Below are 20920 nucleotides of genomic sequence, written 5' to 3' on the forward strand. Positions count from 1 at the left end.
TTACTTGAATCTTTTAAAGAATAAGTAGTATCAGCAGAAAATTTCATTGAGGGTTTAAATTTATTTGTTTTTAAATTTTGATAAAGAATTTTTATGAAGAATTTTAAATTAATTTTTCTTTTTTTAGGTTCAATTTTAATATCATATTTAGTTTTTTTGTTTTTAGTTTTCTTTTCTTTCTTCTTTTTGGAATTCTTTTTATTTAAAAACTTTTTTAAAACACCATCATGATTAGAGATTATATTGATATTATAAAATTTTATGTAATACCTATCTTTAGAGTAATAAATTTTTAACTTTATGGGGATAGGTATAAATAAAATTAATATTAAAACAACAATAATTATAAAAAAAAGCATAATTAACCTCCCATAACTTTTTATAGTATTACCACAAAAATAAAATATAAATCATAAAAATTTATTATTTAGGTTTAAAATTTTTATAAATGAAAATACTACATGTGTAAAGAGAAAATAGGAGTGATACTAATGATGAAATTTAAAATCATAGGAATAACTTTGAGCTTATTTTTGATGATTTCTCAATTATTAAGTAATTGTGTATATGCTCAATGTTTTGAAGATGAAGATGAAAATGATATAGCAATAATTGAAGATTATAAAATAGATGATGTAGACATGAGTAATGTAATGAGCAATATTAAGGTTTCAGCTAGAAATGCAATAGCCTTAGATAGTAAGACAAAGCAGGTTTTGTTTGAACAAAATGCAAATGAAATTGTACCAATGGCTAGTACTACAAAGATACTTACAGCTTTGGTTGCAATAACTCATGGAAATTTAGACAGAGAAGTTACTATAAGTAAAAATGCAGCATCTATTAGAGGATCAAAGGTTGGATATGTAGCTGGAGAAAAGATAAGATTAAGAGAATTGTTATATGGATTAATGTATAAATCAGGAAATGATGCAGCTATAGCAATTGCTGAAGATATAGGGGGAAGCATAGAGGGGTTTGCAAAGATAATGAATGATTATGCTATTAGTTTAGGATTAATAAATTCACATTTTGAAAGTCCACATGGATTAGATAGTCCTAAGCATTATACTTGTGCATATGATTTAGCTCTTTTAACTACAAAGGCAATGGAAAATGATTTATTTTGCCAAATTTGTGGAACAAAAACTATAACTAGAGATACTTCTAATTTTACGAGAGATTATAATAATATAAATAAAATTTTATATAGAATTCCTCAAGCTAATGGAGTTAAAACTGGTTATACAGGCCAAGCAGGAAAGTGTTTAGTATCTTCAGTAAAACATGAAGGAAGAAATATAATTATAGTTGTTTTAAATTGTAGTGATAGATGGAATGTTACAGAAAAAATATATAAATATGTTGCAGATAATTATTGCTTTAAAAGTGATAATATAAAAGATATTACAAAATCATCAGAGTTTATTAGTTTAGGAAGTGTTATTGAAGAATGTGATTTTGAATATGGATTTAAAGGCGAAGGAGCTATAGAACTAGAAGTTTTTAACACAATAAATAAAAACTCTGGAGATATAATAGGTAAAGTAGCATTGAATAGTAATGGAGAAGAGTTGTTAAAAAAGAAATTAATTTGTAAAAAAGATATATCTCAAAATGAATTTGATGAAATTGTTAATGGAGAAAGCACTAATAATTAGTGCTTTTTTCTTTTAATGTATAAATTTATGTTATAAAATATAATATATAAGTTTTTATTTAAATAATTATAAGATTATATGGAGGGAAATATTAAAATGAAAAATAAGGTACAAAGTTTAGAAACATTAGCACAAACTAAGTTTTTAAGTCTTTATAATGCAAATTATATAAATAAGGGTGGAAATAATAAAACATGGACTATTGCTACTAGAAAAAGTAAGGAAGAATTAGAAGATCAATTTTTTGATGGAAAAGAAGATAAGGTTGATGCAGTTGTTATATTAGCATATCATAAGGATGAAAAGAAATTAGTTGCAATTAGACAATTTAGAATCCCTTTAAATAATTATGTTTATGAATTGCCAGCAGGTTTAATAGATAATAATGATGATATTATATCTACAGTAAAAAGAGAATTAAAAGAGGAAACAGGATTGGATTTAGAAGAAGTTATAGAAAGTAAAATTGGTCAAAAGTTATATTTATCACCAGGAATGACAGATGAATCAGTTTCTTTAATTTATTGCACATGTTCTGGAAAGGTATCAGATGAAAACTTAGAAGAGGATGAAGATATAGAAACTATATTATTATCTAAAGATGATGCTATTAAAATATTAAATAGTGGGGAAAGATGTGATATTAAATTTTTTATGGCCTTACAAGGTTTTATTCAAATGGGTGAAGATATTTTTAAATAAAATTAGTTTTTAAGTTATAAAATAAAATTTAATATTTATAAAGTCGCAATATATAAAGTCGCAATATATAATGTAGAAATTTACTTTATTTATTGCGACTTTTTATTTAAATATAGCACTATTAGCATAATTTTTAAGTATAAGTAAAACTATTAATAGATATAATAGTATTTTATGAATTATAATTTATAGTAACAAAAATACATTTTTTAAATAATCTATATAGTATATAGTATTACTTTAGGAGTCTAAATGTTTAAGGAGACAATTGATTGTATAGATGCAGGAAGTGAGTTTTGCCCATGTCATTTAGCTGAAAGTGGAGAATGTATTCTTTGTTCACAATTGCAAGGAAACCATTTTTGTGATTGTTTAAACTGGAAGGGAGTATGTATATACCAAGAATTTCATGATAATGGAAACAAGGCAAAAGAACAAAGGAAAACTTATACTTGCAAGGTATCTGAAAAAATATTATATCCGGATGATATATTACTAATTAAATTTGAAGCACCACATAAGCTTGTGATAGATTTAGCAAGACCTGGTAGCTTTATTTTTGTTAGAAGCGAAGAAAATGTATATTTTGATGTTCCTATTTCAATTTTAGAATCAGACATTGAAACTAATATAATTTCAATAATGATAGAAGTAAGGGGTATTAAAACTAAACAATTATTAAATATAAAAGCAGGAGGAAATATAACAATAAGAGGACCTTATTGGAATGGAGTATTTGGTTTAAAAAACATAGGAAAACAGAAAAATAATGATACTTTAGTAATAGCTAGGGGAATAGGTATGGCTCCTATGATGCCTGTAATTGAGAAGTTAATTGAAAATGGTAATTCTGTAACACTTTTGTTAGATAAACAACCTTTTAAAGATATTTATGTATCAGAGTGGTTAGATAAATTGAATATAGTTCCTCAAGAAATGAATTTGATAGAAAAGGGACAATTATCACCTGAAGGAAAAGTTGCTATAAAATCTATTGTTAAATATAATAATATATCTTTAATTCATATAGCTGGAGCTGATATCTTGACTTATAGCATTATTGATTTTTTAGATTCATTAGAAAGACAAGACATAGATTTATCATGTTGTAATAATTTTAAAATGTGTTGTGGTGAGGGTGTATGTGGAAGTTGTACAGCTAGATTTTCAGGTCATAGGGTAAAAAGATTTTGTAAGGTACAAGCTAGTCCAAGAGGAATTTTTGAAGGGAGGAGATTAATATGAAGGTAGTAGTTGTAGGTGGAGGTTGGTCAGGTTGTGCTGCTGCTATAACAGCAAAAAAAGCTGGAGCTGATGTTCATATTTATGAAAAAACAGATCTTTTACTTGGACTTGGTAATGTTGGTGGTATAATGAGAAATAATGGTCGTTATACAGCTTCAGAAGAGCTTATAGCTTTAGGTGGAGGAGATTTAATAAAATTAACAGATGATTGTGCAAGACATGCTAATATAGAATTTCCTGGTCATAAACATGCAATTCTTTATGATGTGAATATTATTGAAGGTGTAGTTAAAGATTATTTAAAATCATTGGGAATACATCTTCATATGGAGAGTCGTGTTAAAGATGTTGATGTTGAAAATAAAAAAATAAAGGGAATCTTATTAAGTAATGATACCTATGTTAAAGGTGATGTATTCATTGAAACAACAGGATCAACAGGACCAATGGGTAATTGTTTGAGATACGGTAATGGATGTTCTATGTGTATTTTGCGTTGTCCTGCTTTTGGTCCAAGATTAAGTATAAGTGCAAGATGTGGAGTTTCTGACATTCAAGGAGAAAGAAATGGAGATGCACTTGGAGCATTTTCTGGTTCTTGTAAACTTGCAAAAGAAAGTTTATCTAAAGATATTAAAGACAAGTTAGATAAGACAGGGGTAGTTGTTTTAAAAGTTCCTGCTGAAGATGTTAATTATGGTAAACTTAGCACAAAAGTATGTCAACAATATGCTCTTAAAGAATTTGCTGAAAATATAGTTTTGCTTGATACTGGTCATGCTAAGCTTATGACAACTTATTATCCACTTGAAAAGCTTAGAAAGATACCTGGTCTTGAATATGCTAAATATGTTGATCCTTATGCAGGAAGCAAGGGTAATTCTATAAGGTATTTGTCTGTTGCTCCAAGAACTAATGATATGAAAGTTATTGGAGTAGATAATCTTTTGTGTGCAGGAGAAAAAGCAGGACTTTTTGTTGGTCATACTGAAGCTATATGTACTGGTAGCTTAGCTGGACATAATGCTGTAAGGCTTATTATGGGAATGCCGTTATTAATTTTACCTTCTTCTATAGCTATAGGTGATTTAATTGCTTTTGCAAATGAAAAAGCTGAAACTAGAGAAGGAAGAAAAGATAGATATACTTTTGCTGGAGCTAGTTACTTTAAGAGAATGCAGGAATTAGGACTTTATACAATTGATAAGGATGAAATTAATAATAGAGTTAAGAAAGTAAATTTAGATAATATATTTGATCAAAAATTAGTATAAATTTAATAAATCTCTATAGATTATTTTTAATTTATAGAGATTTATTTTAGTTTATCTCTATATTTTAAATTAAAGTTATATAAATATTTACATATATTAGAGCTTTTCTATGTTGAATTTATTGGCTTTTTATGATAATATTGTTCGTTGTTTAAAATAATTTATAAGATAAGAGAGGAAAATATGATGAAAAATAAAATTGTAGCAAATACTATAAATTATTTAGCAATTTTATTATTTGTTAATGTATTTGCACTTATATTTGGAAGAGGTAATACACTAATTGGAGTTACAATAGTAGTAGCTATATCTATATTAAGATTAGAAGATATGACTAAAAATTTCTATAGTAATTTGTTTAGGTTACTTTTTATTAATTTAATTTCTGGAGTTTTTGCACATTTAGCAAGCCATAATATCTATTTAGGATTAATATTAAATTTTAGTATATTATTAGTAATGGGATATACTTTAACTTCTAAGTTAAATAAAGTAAAACTTCTTCCTTTTGGATTACAATATTTATTTATGTTGTATGCTCCTGTAAGTGGTAATGATTTTGTAAAAAGATTATTAGGACTAGCCACTGGAGCATTTTTAGTAATGTTGGTTCAACTTATAACTTATAGGAAAAGTAAAAAGCTTGAAGAACCTAAGTGTCAAAGTAATACTATAAAGAAAGAGAATGAGTATATTTTATTATTTAATAAGTTTAATATTCATAATGTAAGAGGAGCTTATGCATTTAGAGTAGCTTTAATTATTACTATATCAGTATTTTTAGTAGACTTCTTTAAACTAGCTCAAGGACGTTGGATAATATATACAGTATTTGCATTAACAGAATTATATTCTGAAAATTGTAGAATAAGATCAAAGCAACGTTTTCAAGGTACTGTTGTTGGTGTAATCATAATGATGATACTATTTATATTTATTAAAGATAATTCTATCAGAGGATTAATGGCTCTAATTCCAGGTTATTTAGGATCATATGCTACTAATTATAGAGATAATATTCTATGTGTAACAATGTCTGTAGTTGCATCAGTTTCATTAACAAATGGTACATTTACAACAGGGATAGAAAGAGTTGCATATATATGTATTGGAATTGTAATAGCTATAATAGCAGATAAGATAATACTAAACAAAAAAATAGAATGTGTAAATAATGCATGATAAATTAAAAGAACTACTTTTTAGTAAGGTAGTTCTTTTAATTTAAAAAGATATTAATAACATCTTATATAATATACTCGTAAATGATAATTATTAAACAAAATAAAATCTTAAGTATAACTTAAAAATTAAATTTTAAATAGATTATTTAATTAACATAAAAAATAGTGTATAATATCCATTAATTAGAATTATTAATTGGAGGAGAATAAAAACTTGAAAAATATTTTAGGAGATAAATTTAAAGAGTATTGGGGTATAGTTACATATGTAGTAGTTTTGGTTTATGCGATATTTAACTTTAGTAATCTTATATCAGGTGTTAAGAGTATAATAGGAATTATTTCACCATTTATAGTAGGAATAGCAATAGCATTTGTTTTAAATTTAGTTATGAAAATTTTCGAAGAAAAGATATTTAACTTTTTAAGTGATAAAAAATATAAAAAGTATTTAAAATTTAAGAGACCATTATCAGTTTTTTTTACTTTCATTACTGTATTTTTAATAATATTATCATTAATAAGTTTTATAATTCCACAACTTATTGATAGTATATCCAAATTAACTAATGCGGTTCCGTCATATATGAAATCATTTGAAATATTTATAAGCAAGTATGTTACTCATACTGAAATATTAAATACTGTTTGGAATAATTTTTTATCTGCATGGAAAGAAGTTATTCAGTTTACTGGTCAAGTTTTAGCATCATCTTTAACCAGTGTAGTAAATATTACAGTAGGTTTTACTAGTGGGTTATTTAATTTTATTCTTTCTATAATTTTTTCAATATATATGTTGTTAAATAAAGAAGATTTACAGCTTGGAATGAAAAAAGTTTTATATTCATTTATTAGAAAAAGTTTTGCTGATAGAGTAATACGTTTAGGAAAAATATCGAATGAAGTTTTTTCTAGTTATATTGGAGGTCAATTTATAGAAGCTATTATTATAGGTGTTTTATGTTTTATAGGGATGATTATACTTAGAATGCCTTATTCACTTCTTATAAGTGTTTTAATAGCAGTAACAGCTTTAATACCTATTTTTGGTGCATTTATAGGAACTATTCCTTCTGCTTTTATAATTTTAATAATTGATCCAATGAAGGCTATTTGGTTTATAATATTTATAATTGTTCTTCAGCAAGTAGAAGGTAATTTAATTTACCCTAAGGTTGTAGGAGGATCAATAGGACTACCACCAATATGGGTAATGTTAGCAATGATTATTGGGGGGAATGCCTTTGGATTTATAGGTATATTACTTGGAATACCTATATTTTCTGTAGTATATAAAGTTTTTAAAGAAATCGTAGATAAAAGGTTAAAAAAGTTAGAATTATATAATAAATAAAGTATATAAATTAAAAGGAAAGCTATTTATAGCTTTCCTTTTAATTTATATTTAGTTTTTTGATTAAAATTTTTAAAGTATTTATATGTTATAATATTATTAATGATAGTTTAAATAAGAATTAGTAGTGAGGTATTAGGTATTAGGAGGAATTTAAATGAAATATTATATTAAATCGAGGTGGTTTAAAATTAAAGAAGATTTTTGGGTTAAAAATGATACAGGAAAAGATTGTTATTTTATAGATAAGGAGTTTTTTAGTTTTGGATTACAATTTAGTGTAATAGAAAATAATAATGAAATATATAAAGTTAGAGAAAAGATGTTTAAATTTATGCCTAGTTATGAAATATATGATATTAATAATAGTTTAGTTGGAAGAGTAAAGAAACAATTTACATTTTTTAAAGATAATATATTTGTTGAAAGTAATTATGGCAATTTTGAAATTCAAGGAGACTTTTGGCATCATAGTTATATAATTAATCATAATGGAAGAAATATTGCAGTTATTGATAAGGAGTTTTTATCATTTACGGATAATTATTATGTTGATATAAATTATGAGAATCATCCATTTATAATAGCTTTAGTTATAATAATAGATGATATAATAGATAAATGTAATAATAAAAAATAATTTAATAATATAGATAATAATTTTTAAAAATAGTAAAATAATATTAATAAACTTAAGTATTTTTAATATAAAGTAGGTGAGTATTTTGAATAAATCAATTAAAGAATTTTTAGGATGGATTCTAAAATACTTAGTAATTATTTTAACTACTATAGCTTTAGTTCTAGGAGGAAATTTATTATTTATTGAAAGTCATAATTTAATTTCTCAAAAAAAATCATTTATTCTTTATACTATATCATCTGAATGTATGGCAGCTATTATGGTACTTATTGCATCTTTAATAGGTATAATAATATTTAAAATTAATAGAAATTTTTTAACTAAGAAAATCTCATCTAAGAGTAAAGATAAGTTAATATATGACGATATTAATTCTTATAATTCTTTAGTTAAATGGACTATAAGAATTGATAAGAGAATAAATGATTTTGCAAAAAGTAATTTAATAAAAGTATTATATATTATTTTTATAGTTGGAATTATTATATTTAGTTATACTAATTATACTGCTATTACAACTAATGAAATAATTCATAAAACAGTATTGTCTGATAAAGTATATAATTATGATGATGTTGAAAAGTTAGAATTAGGATTTACTAAAGGAAAAGAAAGTAATGTATATTATGATTTAGTAATGAATGATGGTAATAAAATAAGTTTAATTGGTGGATCTATTGAAGCAGTTAATGAAAATTATGAAGATGTAATATACGAAATAGATAATAAATTACAAAGTTTAGGTAAGGAAAAAGTTATCGACACATTTTACTTGGAAGATTTTAAAAACAAAGGTTATAGTCAAGATTATGTTGAAAGAGTACTAAGATTATTTAAAAAATAACAAAAAATATCTCATTTTATAAAATGAGATATTTTTTGTTTAATAAATTAATTTATATAAAATATCCATTGACTCTATAGTTACTATATACTTTATTATTATTAAAAAAAAATAGATATGGAGGATATATTAATGATAAGAAAATTTTTAAAGTATGCACTTCCTTCTGCTTTAGCCATGTTTGTTTCATCTTTATATACAATAATTGATGGAATTTTTGTTGGGCGTGGTGTTGGAGATTCAGCCTTAGCAGCTGTTAATATAGTTATGCCTTTTACTATAATGTTATTTGGTATTGCAACTATGTTTGCAGTTGGGGGTGGGGATCTTGTATCTAAAAATATAGGAAGTAATAATAGTGTTAATGCGATAAAAATATTTAGACAAGTATTTAAGTTTTTATTAATTTTAAGTATAGGTATAAGTGGAATTGCTATAATATTTTCAAAAGAAATTGTAAAAATATTAGGAGCTACAGATACATTAATTCCTATTGCTTCGACTTATCTAAGATATTATAGTTTATTTTGTATTCCAAATTTAATAGGAATTGCTTTAAATAGTTTTGTTAGAAATGATGGTAGACCAAAACTTGCAATGGTATCAACTTTATTAGGTGCAGTAACTAATATTATTTTAGATTATATATTTATATTTCCATTAGGACTTGGTGTAAGAGGAGCAGCTATTGCAACAGGGCTTGGTCAAGTGGTTACTATACTTATATTAATACCACATTTTATAAGTAATAAGGGCGTTTTAAAGTTTGGAAATATTAAATTAGAAAAGGGGGTAATAAAGGAATTTATTAATATAGGTTTTCCTTCCTTTTTTGCAGAGGTTAGTTTTTCTATAATAATATTCTTTACGAATTTAGCATTAGTTAATTATGGGGGAGAAATATATTTATCATCCTTTGCAATAATTAATTATATAACAACTAATATTTATATGGTATTATTAGGTGTAGCATTTGGAGTACAGCCTTTATTAAGTTATAATTATGGAACTAAAAAACCTGAAATAATGTTAAAGTATTATTTTATAACAATAAAAACTACAATTGTTATAAATATAATATTTATAATTGTATGTTTTTTATTTGGTAAAAATATGATATCAATTTTTACTTCTGATATTGTAATTATTAATATTGCATATATTGGATTAAACTTAACTAATATTGCATTTATAATAATAGGTTTTAATTTAATAAGTACAGTTTATTATCAATCATTAAACATGCCTAATATTTCAAATGTATTCTGTGCCTTTAGAAGTATTATATTACTTCCTATAATATTATTTATTTTATCAAAATTATTTAATATTAATGGAGTCTGGATCAGTTTATTTATTTCTGAATTACTAACTTTTATTATATTAAGTTATTGTATTAACATAAAGTTATATACTAAAAAAGCAATTAGAAATTAGAACAATAATGGGAGGTTGCTATGGAAACTTATTTTTTAATTGGGGAAATTTCTAAGCTAACTAATGTTCCAATTCAAACATTGAGATATTATGATAAAATGGGACTTCTTAAACCATCTTATATAAATAAGCAAAATAATTATAGATATTACTCGCTAAATCAATTTATAAAAATCGATTTACTTAAGCAATGTAAACTTATGGGATTGTCATTAAAGGAAATAGAAGAACTATTAAAAGATGAAATATCAGTAGATTCTATGATAGTATTAATGGATAAACAAAGAAAAATATTAAATGCTAAAATTGCAGAGCTTGAAAATGTTAAATCTTATATAAATTTTTTAGATTATAGATTAAAGGAAACTAAGCAAATTGAAGAAAATAAGATTTTTGTTAAGTATAATGATGAAAGAATAGTTAAGAAGAATGTATGTATATTAAATAATCAAGAAGATATAGAGTTAAATTTACGGAAGTTTTTGCTTGATTCCGAAAAGGATAATTGGATGTTAAATTCTGAATTAGTATTTGAATCATCTTTAGATATGTTAAAAAATGAAAATAAAATAGTATATACTGCTATAATGCTTTATAATCATAAAAATATAAAGAAAAGTACTGAAGATGTGGTTTTATCTAAAGGTAAATATCTTACTATGTATTATGATGATAGCTATAAAAATAATTTTAAATATTATAAAATGATGCTTGATTATATTAAGAAGAATAATATAGAAACTTTAAGCAATTTTAATGAATTTTCTATATTATCTAGAATAAGCTCTAATGAAGAGGAAAAATCTATAATCCAACTTGAAATAATGATTAAATGAAATTAGAGTAGAATTATATTTAATAAGAATTAATTTATAAAAATAAAATTTATTATTGATAAATTAAAAGGAAAGGTATATACTAAAATAGGTAAAATTTATATACTCAGAATAATTCTGAGAGAGGTTCGTAACCATCCCTCTATAAAAAACTAGGAACCCTAACGTAGATTAAAGATGTTAGGAAAATTTTGTTGTAAAAATTTCAATAAAATAATACTAGATTTGAATATAAGAGGAAGCTATTTATTAATAGCTCCTTTTATTTTGTGGTGGAATGAACTTTATGTTTGTTCCATTTTTTGTTTAATGTAAATTTTATATTTATTTAGTAAAGGAGATTATAAATGAAAAAGAAAGTAATAATTGATTGTGATCCTGGAATTGATGATTCATTAGCATTAATTTTAGCATTAAATTCTCCAGAACTTGATGTTATAGGAATTACTACTGTTTCTGGTAATGTTAAGTCTGATCAAGGAGCAAGAAATGCATTAAAGGTGTTAAGGCTTATGGGGAGAGAGGATATACCAGTTTATATTGGGGAAGAAATTCCATTAGAAAGAGAACTTGTTACTGCTCAAGATACCCATGGAGAAGATGGACTTGGAGAAACTGATTATAAGGAGGCTGATGTAGAAATTAATTATGGTGGTGTTGATTTTATTTTAAATAGTGCTAGAAATGAATCTATAAGTATAATTGCTTTAGGACCATTAACTAATTTAGCTAAAGCAATAGAAAAAGATAATGATGGATTTAATATGATAAATGAAATTATTTCTATGGGTGGAGCTTTTAAATCTCATGGAAATTGTTCACAGGTTGCTGAATTTAATTATTGGGTTGATCCTCATAGTGTTAGGGAAGTATTTGAAAAAAGCACAGTACCTTTTTCGATGGTTGGATTAGATGTAACTAGGGAAATAGTCTTAACACCTAATATTATAGAACTTATTAATCAAATAGGTGGAGATTTAGCTAATTTTATTGTTGATATTACTAGATTTTATGTTGATTTTCATTGGAAGCAAGAAAGAACTTTAGGATGTGTAATAAATGATCCTTTAGCTGTAGGATATTTTATAGATAGAAGTCTTTGTGATGGATTTACTTCTTATTTAGATATAGTTACAGATGGAATAGCAGTAGGACAAACTCTTGTTGATGTAGGAGAATTCTATAGAAAACCTCATAATGGATTTATTTTAACTAAGGTTAATTCTAAAAAGTTTATGAAAATGTTTCTTGAAAGATTATTTCCAGATAATAAAAGAGATATTGAAATAGTGCTTAATAATCCTAAATATGGATTTAATTAAATTTAAAATTGTAATGAATAGGGGGATACTTTATGAAAAAAACTAATACTTTTAAAATTACAATTATGGCTTTTGCAGTAGTAATAAATATTATTGGTGCATTTATTGCTATATTATTAAAATTACCAATATTTATTGATACTATAGGAACATTTTTATCTGCGTTTTTATTTGGTCCTGTTGGAGGTGTATTAACAGGTATTGTAACATCATTAATTAATGGATTAACATTTGATCCATATTCATTATATTTTTTCCCTGTTCAATTAGTTATAGGTTTAATAGCAGGTATTTGTTATAAAAAAAATCTATTCAACGGTAAATTTATAATTTTTGCTATAATAATAACAACTATAATTGGATCACTTTTATCATCATTAATTTCCGCTTTTGTTTTTGGTGGAATAACTTCTTCTGGAACTTCTTTTATAGTAATGTATTTAAAAGAAGCCGGAGTAAATATAATAACAAGTATATTTTCTACTCAAATATTATTTGATTTATTGGACAAGACAGTTACAATTTTAATTGTATTATCTATATTAAAATCATTACCTAAAAACATAAAAATTTCAATTGGAATCTAATATTAAACAAGATAAGTGATATTTCATCTGCCTTTTTAGTATGTATTGAAATATTATTTTTATTTTAATATAATTATGGTAAAGGAATTTACAAAGATTAGTATGTATAAATTAAATTAAGCTTATATATAATTTTTATATAAATTTGTTATAAGGGAGTTTAAAATGAAGGTAAACTTAATGGAAGTCCAAAATCTAAAGGATGCACATATACAGCACTAAAAATAATTGAAAATGAATTAATTAATGAAGGAATAGAAGTTAAATTTTATGAAGTTGGAAATAAGCCAGTAATAGGGTGCATTGGATGTAATGCATGTAGAAAGCTTGGACAATGTATTCATGATGATTTGGTTAATGAAGTAAGTAAGGAAATGGAAAGTTCAGATGGTTTCATTGTAGGTTCACCAGTTCATTATGCATCAGCAAGCGGTGCAGCTACTTCTTTTTTAGATAGGTTATTTTATTCAACAGATAAAAGTGTTTTAAGGCATATGTTTGGAGCCAGTATAGTGTCATGTCGTAGGGGTGGAGCTAGTGCTGCTTTTGATCAATTAAATAAATATTTTACAATAAATGAAATGCCTATAGTGTCATCAGTTTATTGGAATCAAATACATGGAAATACTCCAGATGAGGTTATACAAGATTTAGAAGGTGTTAGAACAATGAAGGTATTAGCTAGAAATATGGCTTATTTAATTAAATGTAAAGAAGCTGCTAAAAATGTTCCACTTCCAAAATTAGTTCCAGTTGAAAGAACAAATTTTATAAGATAAATATACATTAAGTAAAAGTATATATTTAAATAATATGATGTTTTTTATTTTACTCTGAAATATTTTATATTTCAGAGTTTTTATGTTTTAAAAAAACTTAAGTTTTTATTATTTATTAATAAATAATAAGTTAATTATAGAAAAATGGTTAAGTAAATTTATTATATAAAATATTGCTATTGATTTAGATATTATTGTGAATTAATATCTAAATAGGAGATATTAGTTGGTTATTAAAATTTATCTAAATTAATTTATTTTTAAATATTATTAATAGAAATAAGGTGAATAAATGACAAGAAAGAAAAAATATATAAATGAAAATATTAAATCAATTTTTTTATTATTTTTGTTTTTAATATTTGCATCTTTAATAGGATATTTTTTTAAGGTATTAGGTTTTTCAGAAACTAATATTGTTATAGTATATATATTATTTGTTTTATTAATTTCTAGATTAACATATGGATATATTTATGGAATAATTTCATCTATAATATCAACATTTATTTATAATTATTTTTTTACTGCACCTCATTATACATTTGATGTTTATGATTCAAGTTATATTATTACTTTTATAATTATGACAATAACTTCGATAATTACTAGTGCACTAACTTCTAGAATAAAAGAAAATGCTATTGATGCAGATAGAAGGGAAGTAGAAACTAAAACTTTATATAAACTAACTAATAAATTAATAGAAGCTGATGAAATAAATGATATTACAAATATTTCTCTTGAAGCAATTTGTGAAGTTATTTCTTATAAAATAGGATGTTTATGGTTTGATGAAGAGGGAAGTTCAAATAAAGTATTTATACAAAAAATTAATAATGATAAACAAATTTATAGGAAGGTTAATAATATTATTGAAATTAAAAATAATGTGGAAAACTTAAAGGAAAATTATTATTTAGGAGAAGAGTTTTGTGACTGGCCTATATATGGTAGAGAATCAATCTTAGGAATTTTAAGGGTTCCTAAAGAAATATCTTTTAATTTATCTAAATCACAAGCAAAGCTACTTCTTACAATGTTAGATAGCATAGCTTTATCTGTAGAGAGGTTAAAAGAATCTAGGGCTCGTATTAAATCTAATGAAGAAATGATTCAAGAAAGATATAGAAGTAATTTGCTAAGAGCAATTTCACATGATTTAAGAACACCACTATCAGGAATAATGGGTACTACTGAAATTTTAATGGATATGACTGAAGCAAATCAAGAGGTTTTTCAGTTGGTTTTAGGAATATATAAAGATGCAGATTGGTTACATTCTTTGGTAGAAAATATTTTAAGTCTAACAAAGTTACAAGAAGGAAGATTAGTTTTAAATAAAGAATTTGAAGTTTTGGATGAAATTATCGGAAGTGCTATTAATCACTTTTCACGAAGAGCATCAAAGTTTGAAATTTTAGTTAATGTGCCTGATGAAATAATATTAATCCCTGTAGATGCTAAATTAATTATACAAGTTCTTATAAATCTATTAGATAATGCAATGAAGCATTCACATACAAGTAATAAAATTACTATTAGTGCAAGATTATTAAATGATTATAAAAAGATAGAAATAGCTGTTATAGATAATGGAAGTGGAATTTCAAAAAAAGATTTACCAAATATATTTAAAATGTTTTATACTTCTAATAATGGTATTACTGATGGACAACATGGAATTGGCTTAGGACTAAATATATGTCAAGCAATTATTAGTGCCCACGGGGGAGATATTATAGCTGAAAATAGAGAAGATACAAATGGAGCAATTTTTAAATTTACACTTCCAATGGAGGAATAAGATGAATAATTATAATGAAAGAATATTAGTTGTAGAAGATGATTGTCAAATAAGAAATTTTATTAAGTATATAATTGAAAAAGAAGGTTATAAATTATTTAATGCATGTAATGGTGAAAGTGCATTAAGCATAATTGTCAGTGAAAAAATAGATTTAATTATATTAGATTTAGGACTACCTGATTTTGATGGTATTAAAATTATAGAAAAAATTAGGGAATGGTCAGAAGTACCAATTATAGTAGTGTCAGCTAGGGATCAAGATAAAGTTCTTGCATTAGATACAGGAGCAGATGATTATATAACTAAACCTTTTTCAGCATCAGAATTATTAGCTCGTATTAGAGTTGCAATTAGACATTTAAATAAACATAATATGAATACTATACAAACTTCATTTTCTGTAGGAGATTTAGTTATAGATTTTGAAAAGAGAGTTGTTTCTATTAAAGATGAAAAGGTACATTTAACTCCAAATGAATATAGTTTGATAACTTTACTTGCAAAGAATGCGGGAAAAGTTATTACAACCTCAATAATTTTAAAAGAAATTTGGGGATTAAATTATGGTTCAGATACACAAGCTCTTAGGGCATTAATGGCTGGACTTAGAAGAAAAATTGAAGATGTTCCTGCAAAACCTAGATATATAATTACAGAAATAGGTGTTGGATATAGATTAGTGGATGAGTAAAGATTGATTTTTAATAAATCAATCTTTTTTTGTTAAAAAGGCATATAAAAATCTCACAGAATTTTCACATTAAAAAATAAATAATCACACTGTTTTAACAACTAATGACTTAAAATATATTTGTAGCTAAGGGAGGTGTCTATAATGAGACAAGAAATAATTTATAAAAGAAGTTTAAGTAATCAAGTAAGACAATTAATTAATAGCGGAGAATATGAAGTTTGTTATGACTTAATTATAGAAGAAATGGTGAGATCACCACATTCTCCTGAACCTCATAATCTTTTAGGAATATTATTAGAAAAACGTAGGAATCATTTGTTAGCTATGAAACATTTTAGAGTAGCATCAGATTTAGACCCAACATATTTGCCTGCAATACATAATCTTAATATATATGGCAGTTTTTATCCAAGTGGGAAAGTTGCATTTGATGAAAGTGATTTTAAATTTTCAAAAGATAAAAATTTATATAAATTATAATATGATAAAAATAATATTTGATATGTTTTAAGGAGAAGAAAAAATGAAAATTAAAAATATTAAATTAAATAAAAATGTGTTAATTATAGGATGCGGTAGGCTAGGTGCAAGTATTGCAAATACTTTTTCAGATAAAAATATGAGTGTAACTATTATTGATATACAAAAGGATTCTTTTAGAAAATTATCACCATCTTTTTTGGGATTGTTAATGGAGGGAGATGGTATGGATATGGATATTTTAGAAGAAGCAAATATAAGAAAAGCAGATGTAGTAATTGTAGTTACTGATAATGATAATATTAATATTTTAGTTTCACAAATTGCAAAAAATATTTTCGAAGTTCAAGAAGTTATTATTAGATTATATGATCACGAAAAAGAATGTGTATGTAGGGACAGTAATATAAATACTATTTTCCCAGCATTATTATCTTCTAGTGAAGTTGATAAAATTTTAATGGTATAGGAGGAGTATTATTATGAAAAATAAGATATTATTAGTTGGCGGATTTAATAAAACAAATGCTTTAGCAAATTCTCTTATAAGTAAAGGATATTCAGTAACAATTATTAATGAAAATTATATGAATTGTATGAAGCTAGCTGAAAATAATAATTTAAAAGTTATTCATGGGGATGGGACAAAGCCATATGTATTGCAAGATGCAGAAGCATATGATAATCAAATAGCTATAGCTTTAACACAATATGATGAGCAAAATTTAGTTATTTGTCAATTATGTAAGAAAAAGTTTGGAATAAAAAAAACTGTTGCTTTAGTAAATGACCCTAAAAAAACTGAATTTTTCTATAAAATGGGTATAGATTCAGTAGTGTGTGCTATAAATACAATTACTGGAATTATTGAGCAACAAGCATTTATTAATGAAATTGATACAGTATTACCATTAACACAAGAAAATATTAGTATTTCAGAAGTTTCGATTTTAGCATCATCTCCAAGTGTTAATAAGAAAATATGGGAAATAGACTTACCTAAAGAAGTAATTATTGGATGTATATTAAGAGGTGAGAATAGTATGATTCCAAAAGGAGATACTAAATTACTTGCAGGAGATATTATTATAATAATATCATCTAAGAAAAATCAATCATTAGCAATTAAAGAGTTAACAGGTAGGTAAATAGTTATGAAAAATGTATTTATAAATTCTAGTAGCTTAGGTAAGTTAATGTTAATTGTAAGTATGCTTGTTATTGTACCGATATTTTTATTACCTATTTATCCAGAAGATATAAAATATCTTCCTGCTTTTGTTGGCACTGCATTAATTTCTATAATATTATCTATAATAGTTTCTATGTTAACTATAAAAAATAATAATGAAGAACCTTTTACTATTAGAAGTGGAAGCATTATAGTTTTATTTGTTTGGTTATATAGTTTTTTTATAGGAGCATTACCTTTTGTATTTGGAAATCAATTAACTTTTGTACAAGCTTTATTTGAATCAGTTAGTGGATGGACAACAACAGGATTATCTGTTATGGATGTAAGAGAAGTACCTAAAATATACTTGTTTTATAGAAGTTTTATGCAGTATTGTGGAGGACTTGGATTTGTAATGTTAATGGTTATGTTGGTTCAAGGTAAGCAATCTATGAGTTTATATAGTGCAGAGGGGCACCCTGACCAATTAACTCCTAATTTAGGTAAAACTGCAAGAACAATATTTATAATGTATTTTGGATATTTCTTAATTGGAACTATTGCTTATAAATGTTTTGGAATGTCACTTTTTGATTCAGTTAATCATGCAATGTGTGCATTATCAACAGGAGGATTCTCTACTAAATTTGATAGTATTGGAGCTTATAATAGTATTGGTATTGAAGCAGTTACAATTTTTCTAATGATTATTGGTACAACTAATTTTGCAGTATTATTATTACTTTCAAATAGAAAGTTTAAACAATTTTCTAAAGTAAGTGAAATGAGATTTTTATTTTTACTTCTTATAATTACAGTACCTATGATTGCAGCATCATTATCTTATAAACTATATATAAGTTCTGGTGAATCTTTTAGAGTTTCTCTATTTAATGTAATATCAGCTTTATCTACAAGTGGATTTTCTACTATGAGCTATTCAGAATGGCCAACCTTTAGTATAGGAGTAATGATATTATTAATGATTATTGGTGGTGGAATAGGTTCTACTGCTGGTGGAATGAAGCTTACTAGAGCATATTTAATGTGTCGTATAGTAAAAGAAAATATAAAGAAGAGAATATCTCCTTCAAGAGCAATTAGTAACCCATATTTTAATAGGGCACAAGGTAAAACTTATATTGATAAAGGAATGGAATCTGAGGTAGTAGGATTTATTTTTTGTTATTTATTTATTTTTATAATAGGATCTTTACTTATTACTTTAACGGCAGATTGTTCATTAAGTGATGCTATGTTTGAGTTTGCATCGTCATTAGGAACAGTAGGATTATCTATAGGTATAACAGGACCAACTACTAATGATTTTACTTTAATTGTTGAAATAATAGGTATGATACTTGGAAGATTAGAAATTTTTATTGTAATTATAGGTATTCACTTAAGTTTTAAAAAGATTATAACTTGTTTTAAAAAATATAGAAATTAAAAAATGGCACCATAGGAATTATCCTATGATGCCATTTTTTTATATTATAATTATTAATATTTTTTATGGATTTTTATTTAATTAAGCATCCTGATAGTTATTTCACTTGAATTTAAAGTCTTTATAGAACCATCATTATGTTTTACTATTAAATAACCATCTTTATTTATATCAATCGCTTTACCTTTATATTTAATGTTATTAATTATATATAATATTTCTTTATTTAAAATTAAACTTCGTTTTTTATACTCTAAAATAAAATCATAATTGTTGATTTTAGGAATAATATTTAAAATATTATTTATTATTTCTGAACAAAGCTTATTTTTACTTACTTCTGTATTATTATCTTGATAAATAGCTCCTGCAATTTCTTTAAGTTCAGTTGGAAAATTAAATTTAGGTTTATTAAAATTAATTCCTATTCCTATAATTAAGTAATTCATATTTTTATTTTTAAAATCTATGGATGTTTCAGCTAAAATTCCGCCTACTTTTTTCTTATTTATATAAATATCATTTATCCATTTTATTTGACATTCTATACCTGTAACTTTATATATTGCATCACATATTGCTACACAAGATGAGGTTGTAATTAAAACAGGATTTAATGCTGATAAATTTTCACGTAATATAATGCTCATATAAATACCAGTATTAGGAGGGGAGTAAAAACTTTTTCCCATTCTACCTTTGCCTGATGTTTGTTCTTCGGCAATTATAACTGTACCATGTTTAGCTTCATTTAAAACCAGTTGTTTTGCTATTTCATTGGTAGAAGGGATTGTTTTATAAGTATATATATTTATATTTGAAAATTCTTTATTTAAATTTATATATATTTTTTCTTTTAATGATTGATTTTTTATCATAATAATTTACCTCCAAAAAAATTATATTTAAATACAAATATTTTGTCAATCAAAATAATTAAAATATTCCTTATTAAAATAATAAATTATTTTAATAAGAGTCACGATATATTAAAAAGCAAATATAATAACTGTGTACTGATATTAATAGGCGTTTTAAAAATTATGTATATATAATTTTTAAATATAAATTAAATATAGGTATTAAAACAATAAGAGGTGTAAAAAGTGTTTAAGAAATTAAATTTATCAGAAAAGGATTATGAATATTTAACAAAAGGTTTATCAAGTGGGGTATTATTAGGAATAATAATTGGGACTTTAGTAAAAGATATTTTGTTTTTCTTTGCACTTGGAGGAATTTTAGGAATTATTTGTGCTTTTATATTTTCATATTATAAAAAATTTAAGTTACATCATAAAATTTAAATAGGTGTTTTTATGCAAGAAAAAACAGATTATATTAGTAATCTGTTTTATTTTTTATAATTAAAGTATTTTAAATTCATTTATAGTTTATATGATAATAAAATAAATATAATTTTGTTAAGAATAAGTAAGCC

The 20920-nt window shown here is 24.5% G+C and carries 20 protein-coding genes, 1 pseudogene and 1 riboswitch; of the genes and pseudogenes, 20 read left to right on the forward strand and 1 reads right to left on the reverse strand.

Annotated elements, in window-relative coordinates; translation table 11 throughout:
* Positions 1-641: 641 nt before the first annotated feature.
* From QZ321_RS01190 to QZ321_RS01280, 19 genes and pseudogenes are all read left to right on the forward strand, one after another.
* Positions 642-1661 carry a D-alanyl-D-alanine carboxypeptidase family protein gene (locus QZ321_RS01190; protein ID WP_291749912.1) on the forward strand — a complete coding sequence of 340 codons (1020 nt, stop codon included), beginning with the start codon at positions 642-644 and terminating at the stop codon, positions 1659-1661.
* Positions 1662-1757: 96 nt separating this feature from the next.
* Positions 1758-2363, forward strand: coding sequence for an NUDIX hydrolase (locus QZ321_RS01195; RefSeq protein ID WP_291749894.1), 606 nt, complete (start codon positions 1758-1760; stop codon positions 2361-2363).
* A 252-nt stretch (positions 2364-2615) separates the two neighbouring features.
* Positions 2616-3608 (forward strand): sulfide/dihydroorotate dehydrogenase-like FAD/NAD-binding protein, encoded by a 993-nt coding sequence (locus QZ321_RS01200; protein ID WP_291749896.1) that lies wholly within the window; start codon positions 2616-2618, stop codon positions 3606-3608.
* Entirely contained in the window at positions 3605-4882 is a 1278-nt protein-coding gene (locus QZ321_RS01205; protein WP_291749899.1) for an FAD-dependent oxidoreductase, read from the forward strand. Before QZ321_RS01200 ends, QZ321_RS01205 begins: the two co-directional genes overlap by 4 nt.
* 186 nt (positions 4883-5068) lie before the next feature.
* Positions 5069-6064 (forward strand): FUSC family protein, encoded by a 996-nt coding sequence (locus QZ321_RS01210; RefSeq protein ID WP_291749902.1) that lies wholly within the window; start codon positions 5069-5071, stop codon positions 6062-6064.
* Between the two features lie 216 nt (positions 6065-6280).
* The gene (locus QZ321_RS01215; RefSeq protein WP_291749905.1) at positions 6281-7423 is read left to right on the forward strand and encodes an AI-2E family transporter; all 1143 of its coding nucleotides are present in this window, start codon (positions 6281-6283) and stop codon (positions 7421-7423) included.
* A gap of 157 nt (positions 7424-7580) precedes the next feature.
* Complete coding sequence (locus QZ321_RS01220) at positions 7581-8063, forward strand: LURP-one-related family protein (protein WP_291749909.1); 483 nt, start codon at positions 7581-7583, stop codon at positions 8061-8063.
* An 85-nt stretch (positions 8064-8148) separates the two neighbouring features.
* Positions 8149-8910 (forward strand): hypothetical protein, encoded by a 762-nt coding sequence (locus QZ321_RS01225; protein ID WP_294195998.1) that lies wholly within the window; start codon positions 8149-8151, stop codon positions 8908-8910.
* Positions 8911-9042: 132 nt separating this feature from the next.
* Positions 9043-10347, forward strand: a complete 1305-nt coding sequence (locus QZ321_RS01230) for an MATE family efflux transporter (protein ID WP_291750377.1) — start codon at positions 9043-9045, stop codon at positions 10345-10347.
* 20 nt (positions 10348-10367) lie between these two features.
* A complete protein-coding gene (locus tag QZ321_RS01235; protein WP_291750380.1) occupies positions 10368-11183 on the forward strand; it encodes a MerR family transcriptional regulator in 816 nt (271 codons plus the stop codon).
* Positions 11184-11300: 117 nt separating this feature from the next.
* Positions 11301-11345, forward strand: a riboswitch (PreQ1 riboswitch).
* Positions 11346-11530: 185 nt separating this feature from the next.
* Complete coding sequence (locus QZ321_RS01240; RefSeq protein ID WP_291750382.1) at positions 11531-12505, forward strand: nucleoside hydrolase; 975 nt, start codon at positions 11531-11533, stop codon at positions 12503-12505.
* Positions 12506-12537: 32 nt separating this feature from the next.
* Positions 12538-13092 carry an ECF transporter S component gene (locus tag QZ321_RS01245; RefSeq protein ID WP_291750384.1) on the forward strand — a complete coding sequence of 185 codons (555 nt, stop codon included), beginning with the start codon at positions 12538-12540 and terminating at the stop codon, positions 13090-13092.
* A 176-nt stretch (positions 13093-13268) separates the two neighbouring features.
* Positions 13269-13871, forward strand: a pseudogene (locus tag QZ321_RS01250) (flavodoxin family protein); the annotation flags it as partial.
* A 292-nt stretch (positions 13872-14163) separates the two neighbouring features.
* Positions 14164-15678 carry a DUF4118 domain-containing protein gene (locus QZ321_RS01255; RefSeq protein ID WP_294196000.1) on the forward strand — a complete coding sequence of 505 codons (1515 nt, stop codon included), beginning with the start codon at positions 14164-14166 and terminating at the stop codon, positions 15676-15678.
* A gap of 1 nt (position 15679) precedes the next feature.
* A complete protein-coding gene (locus tag QZ321_RS01260) occupies positions 15680-16372 on the forward strand; it encodes a response regulator transcription factor (protein ID WP_291748869.1) in 693 nt (230 codons plus the stop codon).
* A 144-nt stretch (positions 16373-16516) separates the two neighbouring features.
* Entirely contained in the window at positions 16517-16855 is a 339-nt protein-coding gene (locus QZ321_RS01265) for a hypothetical protein (protein WP_291748867.1), read from the forward strand.
* A gap of 43 nt (positions 16856-16898) precedes the next feature.
* Positions 16899-17324, forward strand: coding sequence for an NAD-binding protein (locus QZ321_RS01270; RefSeq protein ID WP_291748864.1), 426 nt, complete (start codon positions 16899-16901; stop codon positions 17322-17324).
* Between the two features lie 13 nt (positions 17325-17337).
* Complete coding sequence (locus QZ321_RS01275) at positions 17338-18003, forward strand: NAD-binding protein (protein WP_291743505.1); 666 nt, start codon at positions 17338-17340, stop codon at positions 18001-18003.
* A 6-nt stretch (positions 18004-18009) separates the two neighbouring features.
* Complete coding sequence (locus tag QZ321_RS01280) at positions 18010-19479, forward strand: TrkH family potassium uptake protein (protein WP_291748862.1); 1470 nt, start codon at positions 18010-18012, stop codon at positions 19477-19479.
* A gap of 77 nt (positions 19480-19556) precedes the next feature.
* On the opposite strand, the gene QZ321_RS01285 is transcribed toward QZ321_RS01280, so the two are convergent.
* A complete protein-coding gene (locus QZ321_RS01285) occupies positions 19557-20357 on the reverse strand; it encodes a biotin--[acetyl-CoA-carboxylase] ligase (RefSeq protein WP_291748860.1) in 801 nt (266 codons plus the stop codon).
* Between the two features lie 228 nt (positions 20358-20585).
* Between QZ321_RS01285 and QZ321_RS01290 the strand changes: the two genes are divergently transcribed.
* Positions 20586-20786, forward strand: coding sequence for a hypothetical protein (locus tag QZ321_RS01290; RefSeq protein WP_291748857.1), 201 nt, complete (start codon positions 20586-20588; stop codon positions 20784-20786).
* Positions 20787-20920: the final 134 nt, after the last annotated feature.

The sequence above is a fragment of the uncultured Clostridium sp. genome, assembly GCF_910588715.1.
Lineage (GTDB): Bacteria > Bacillota > Clostridia > Clostridiales > Clostridiaceae > Clostridium.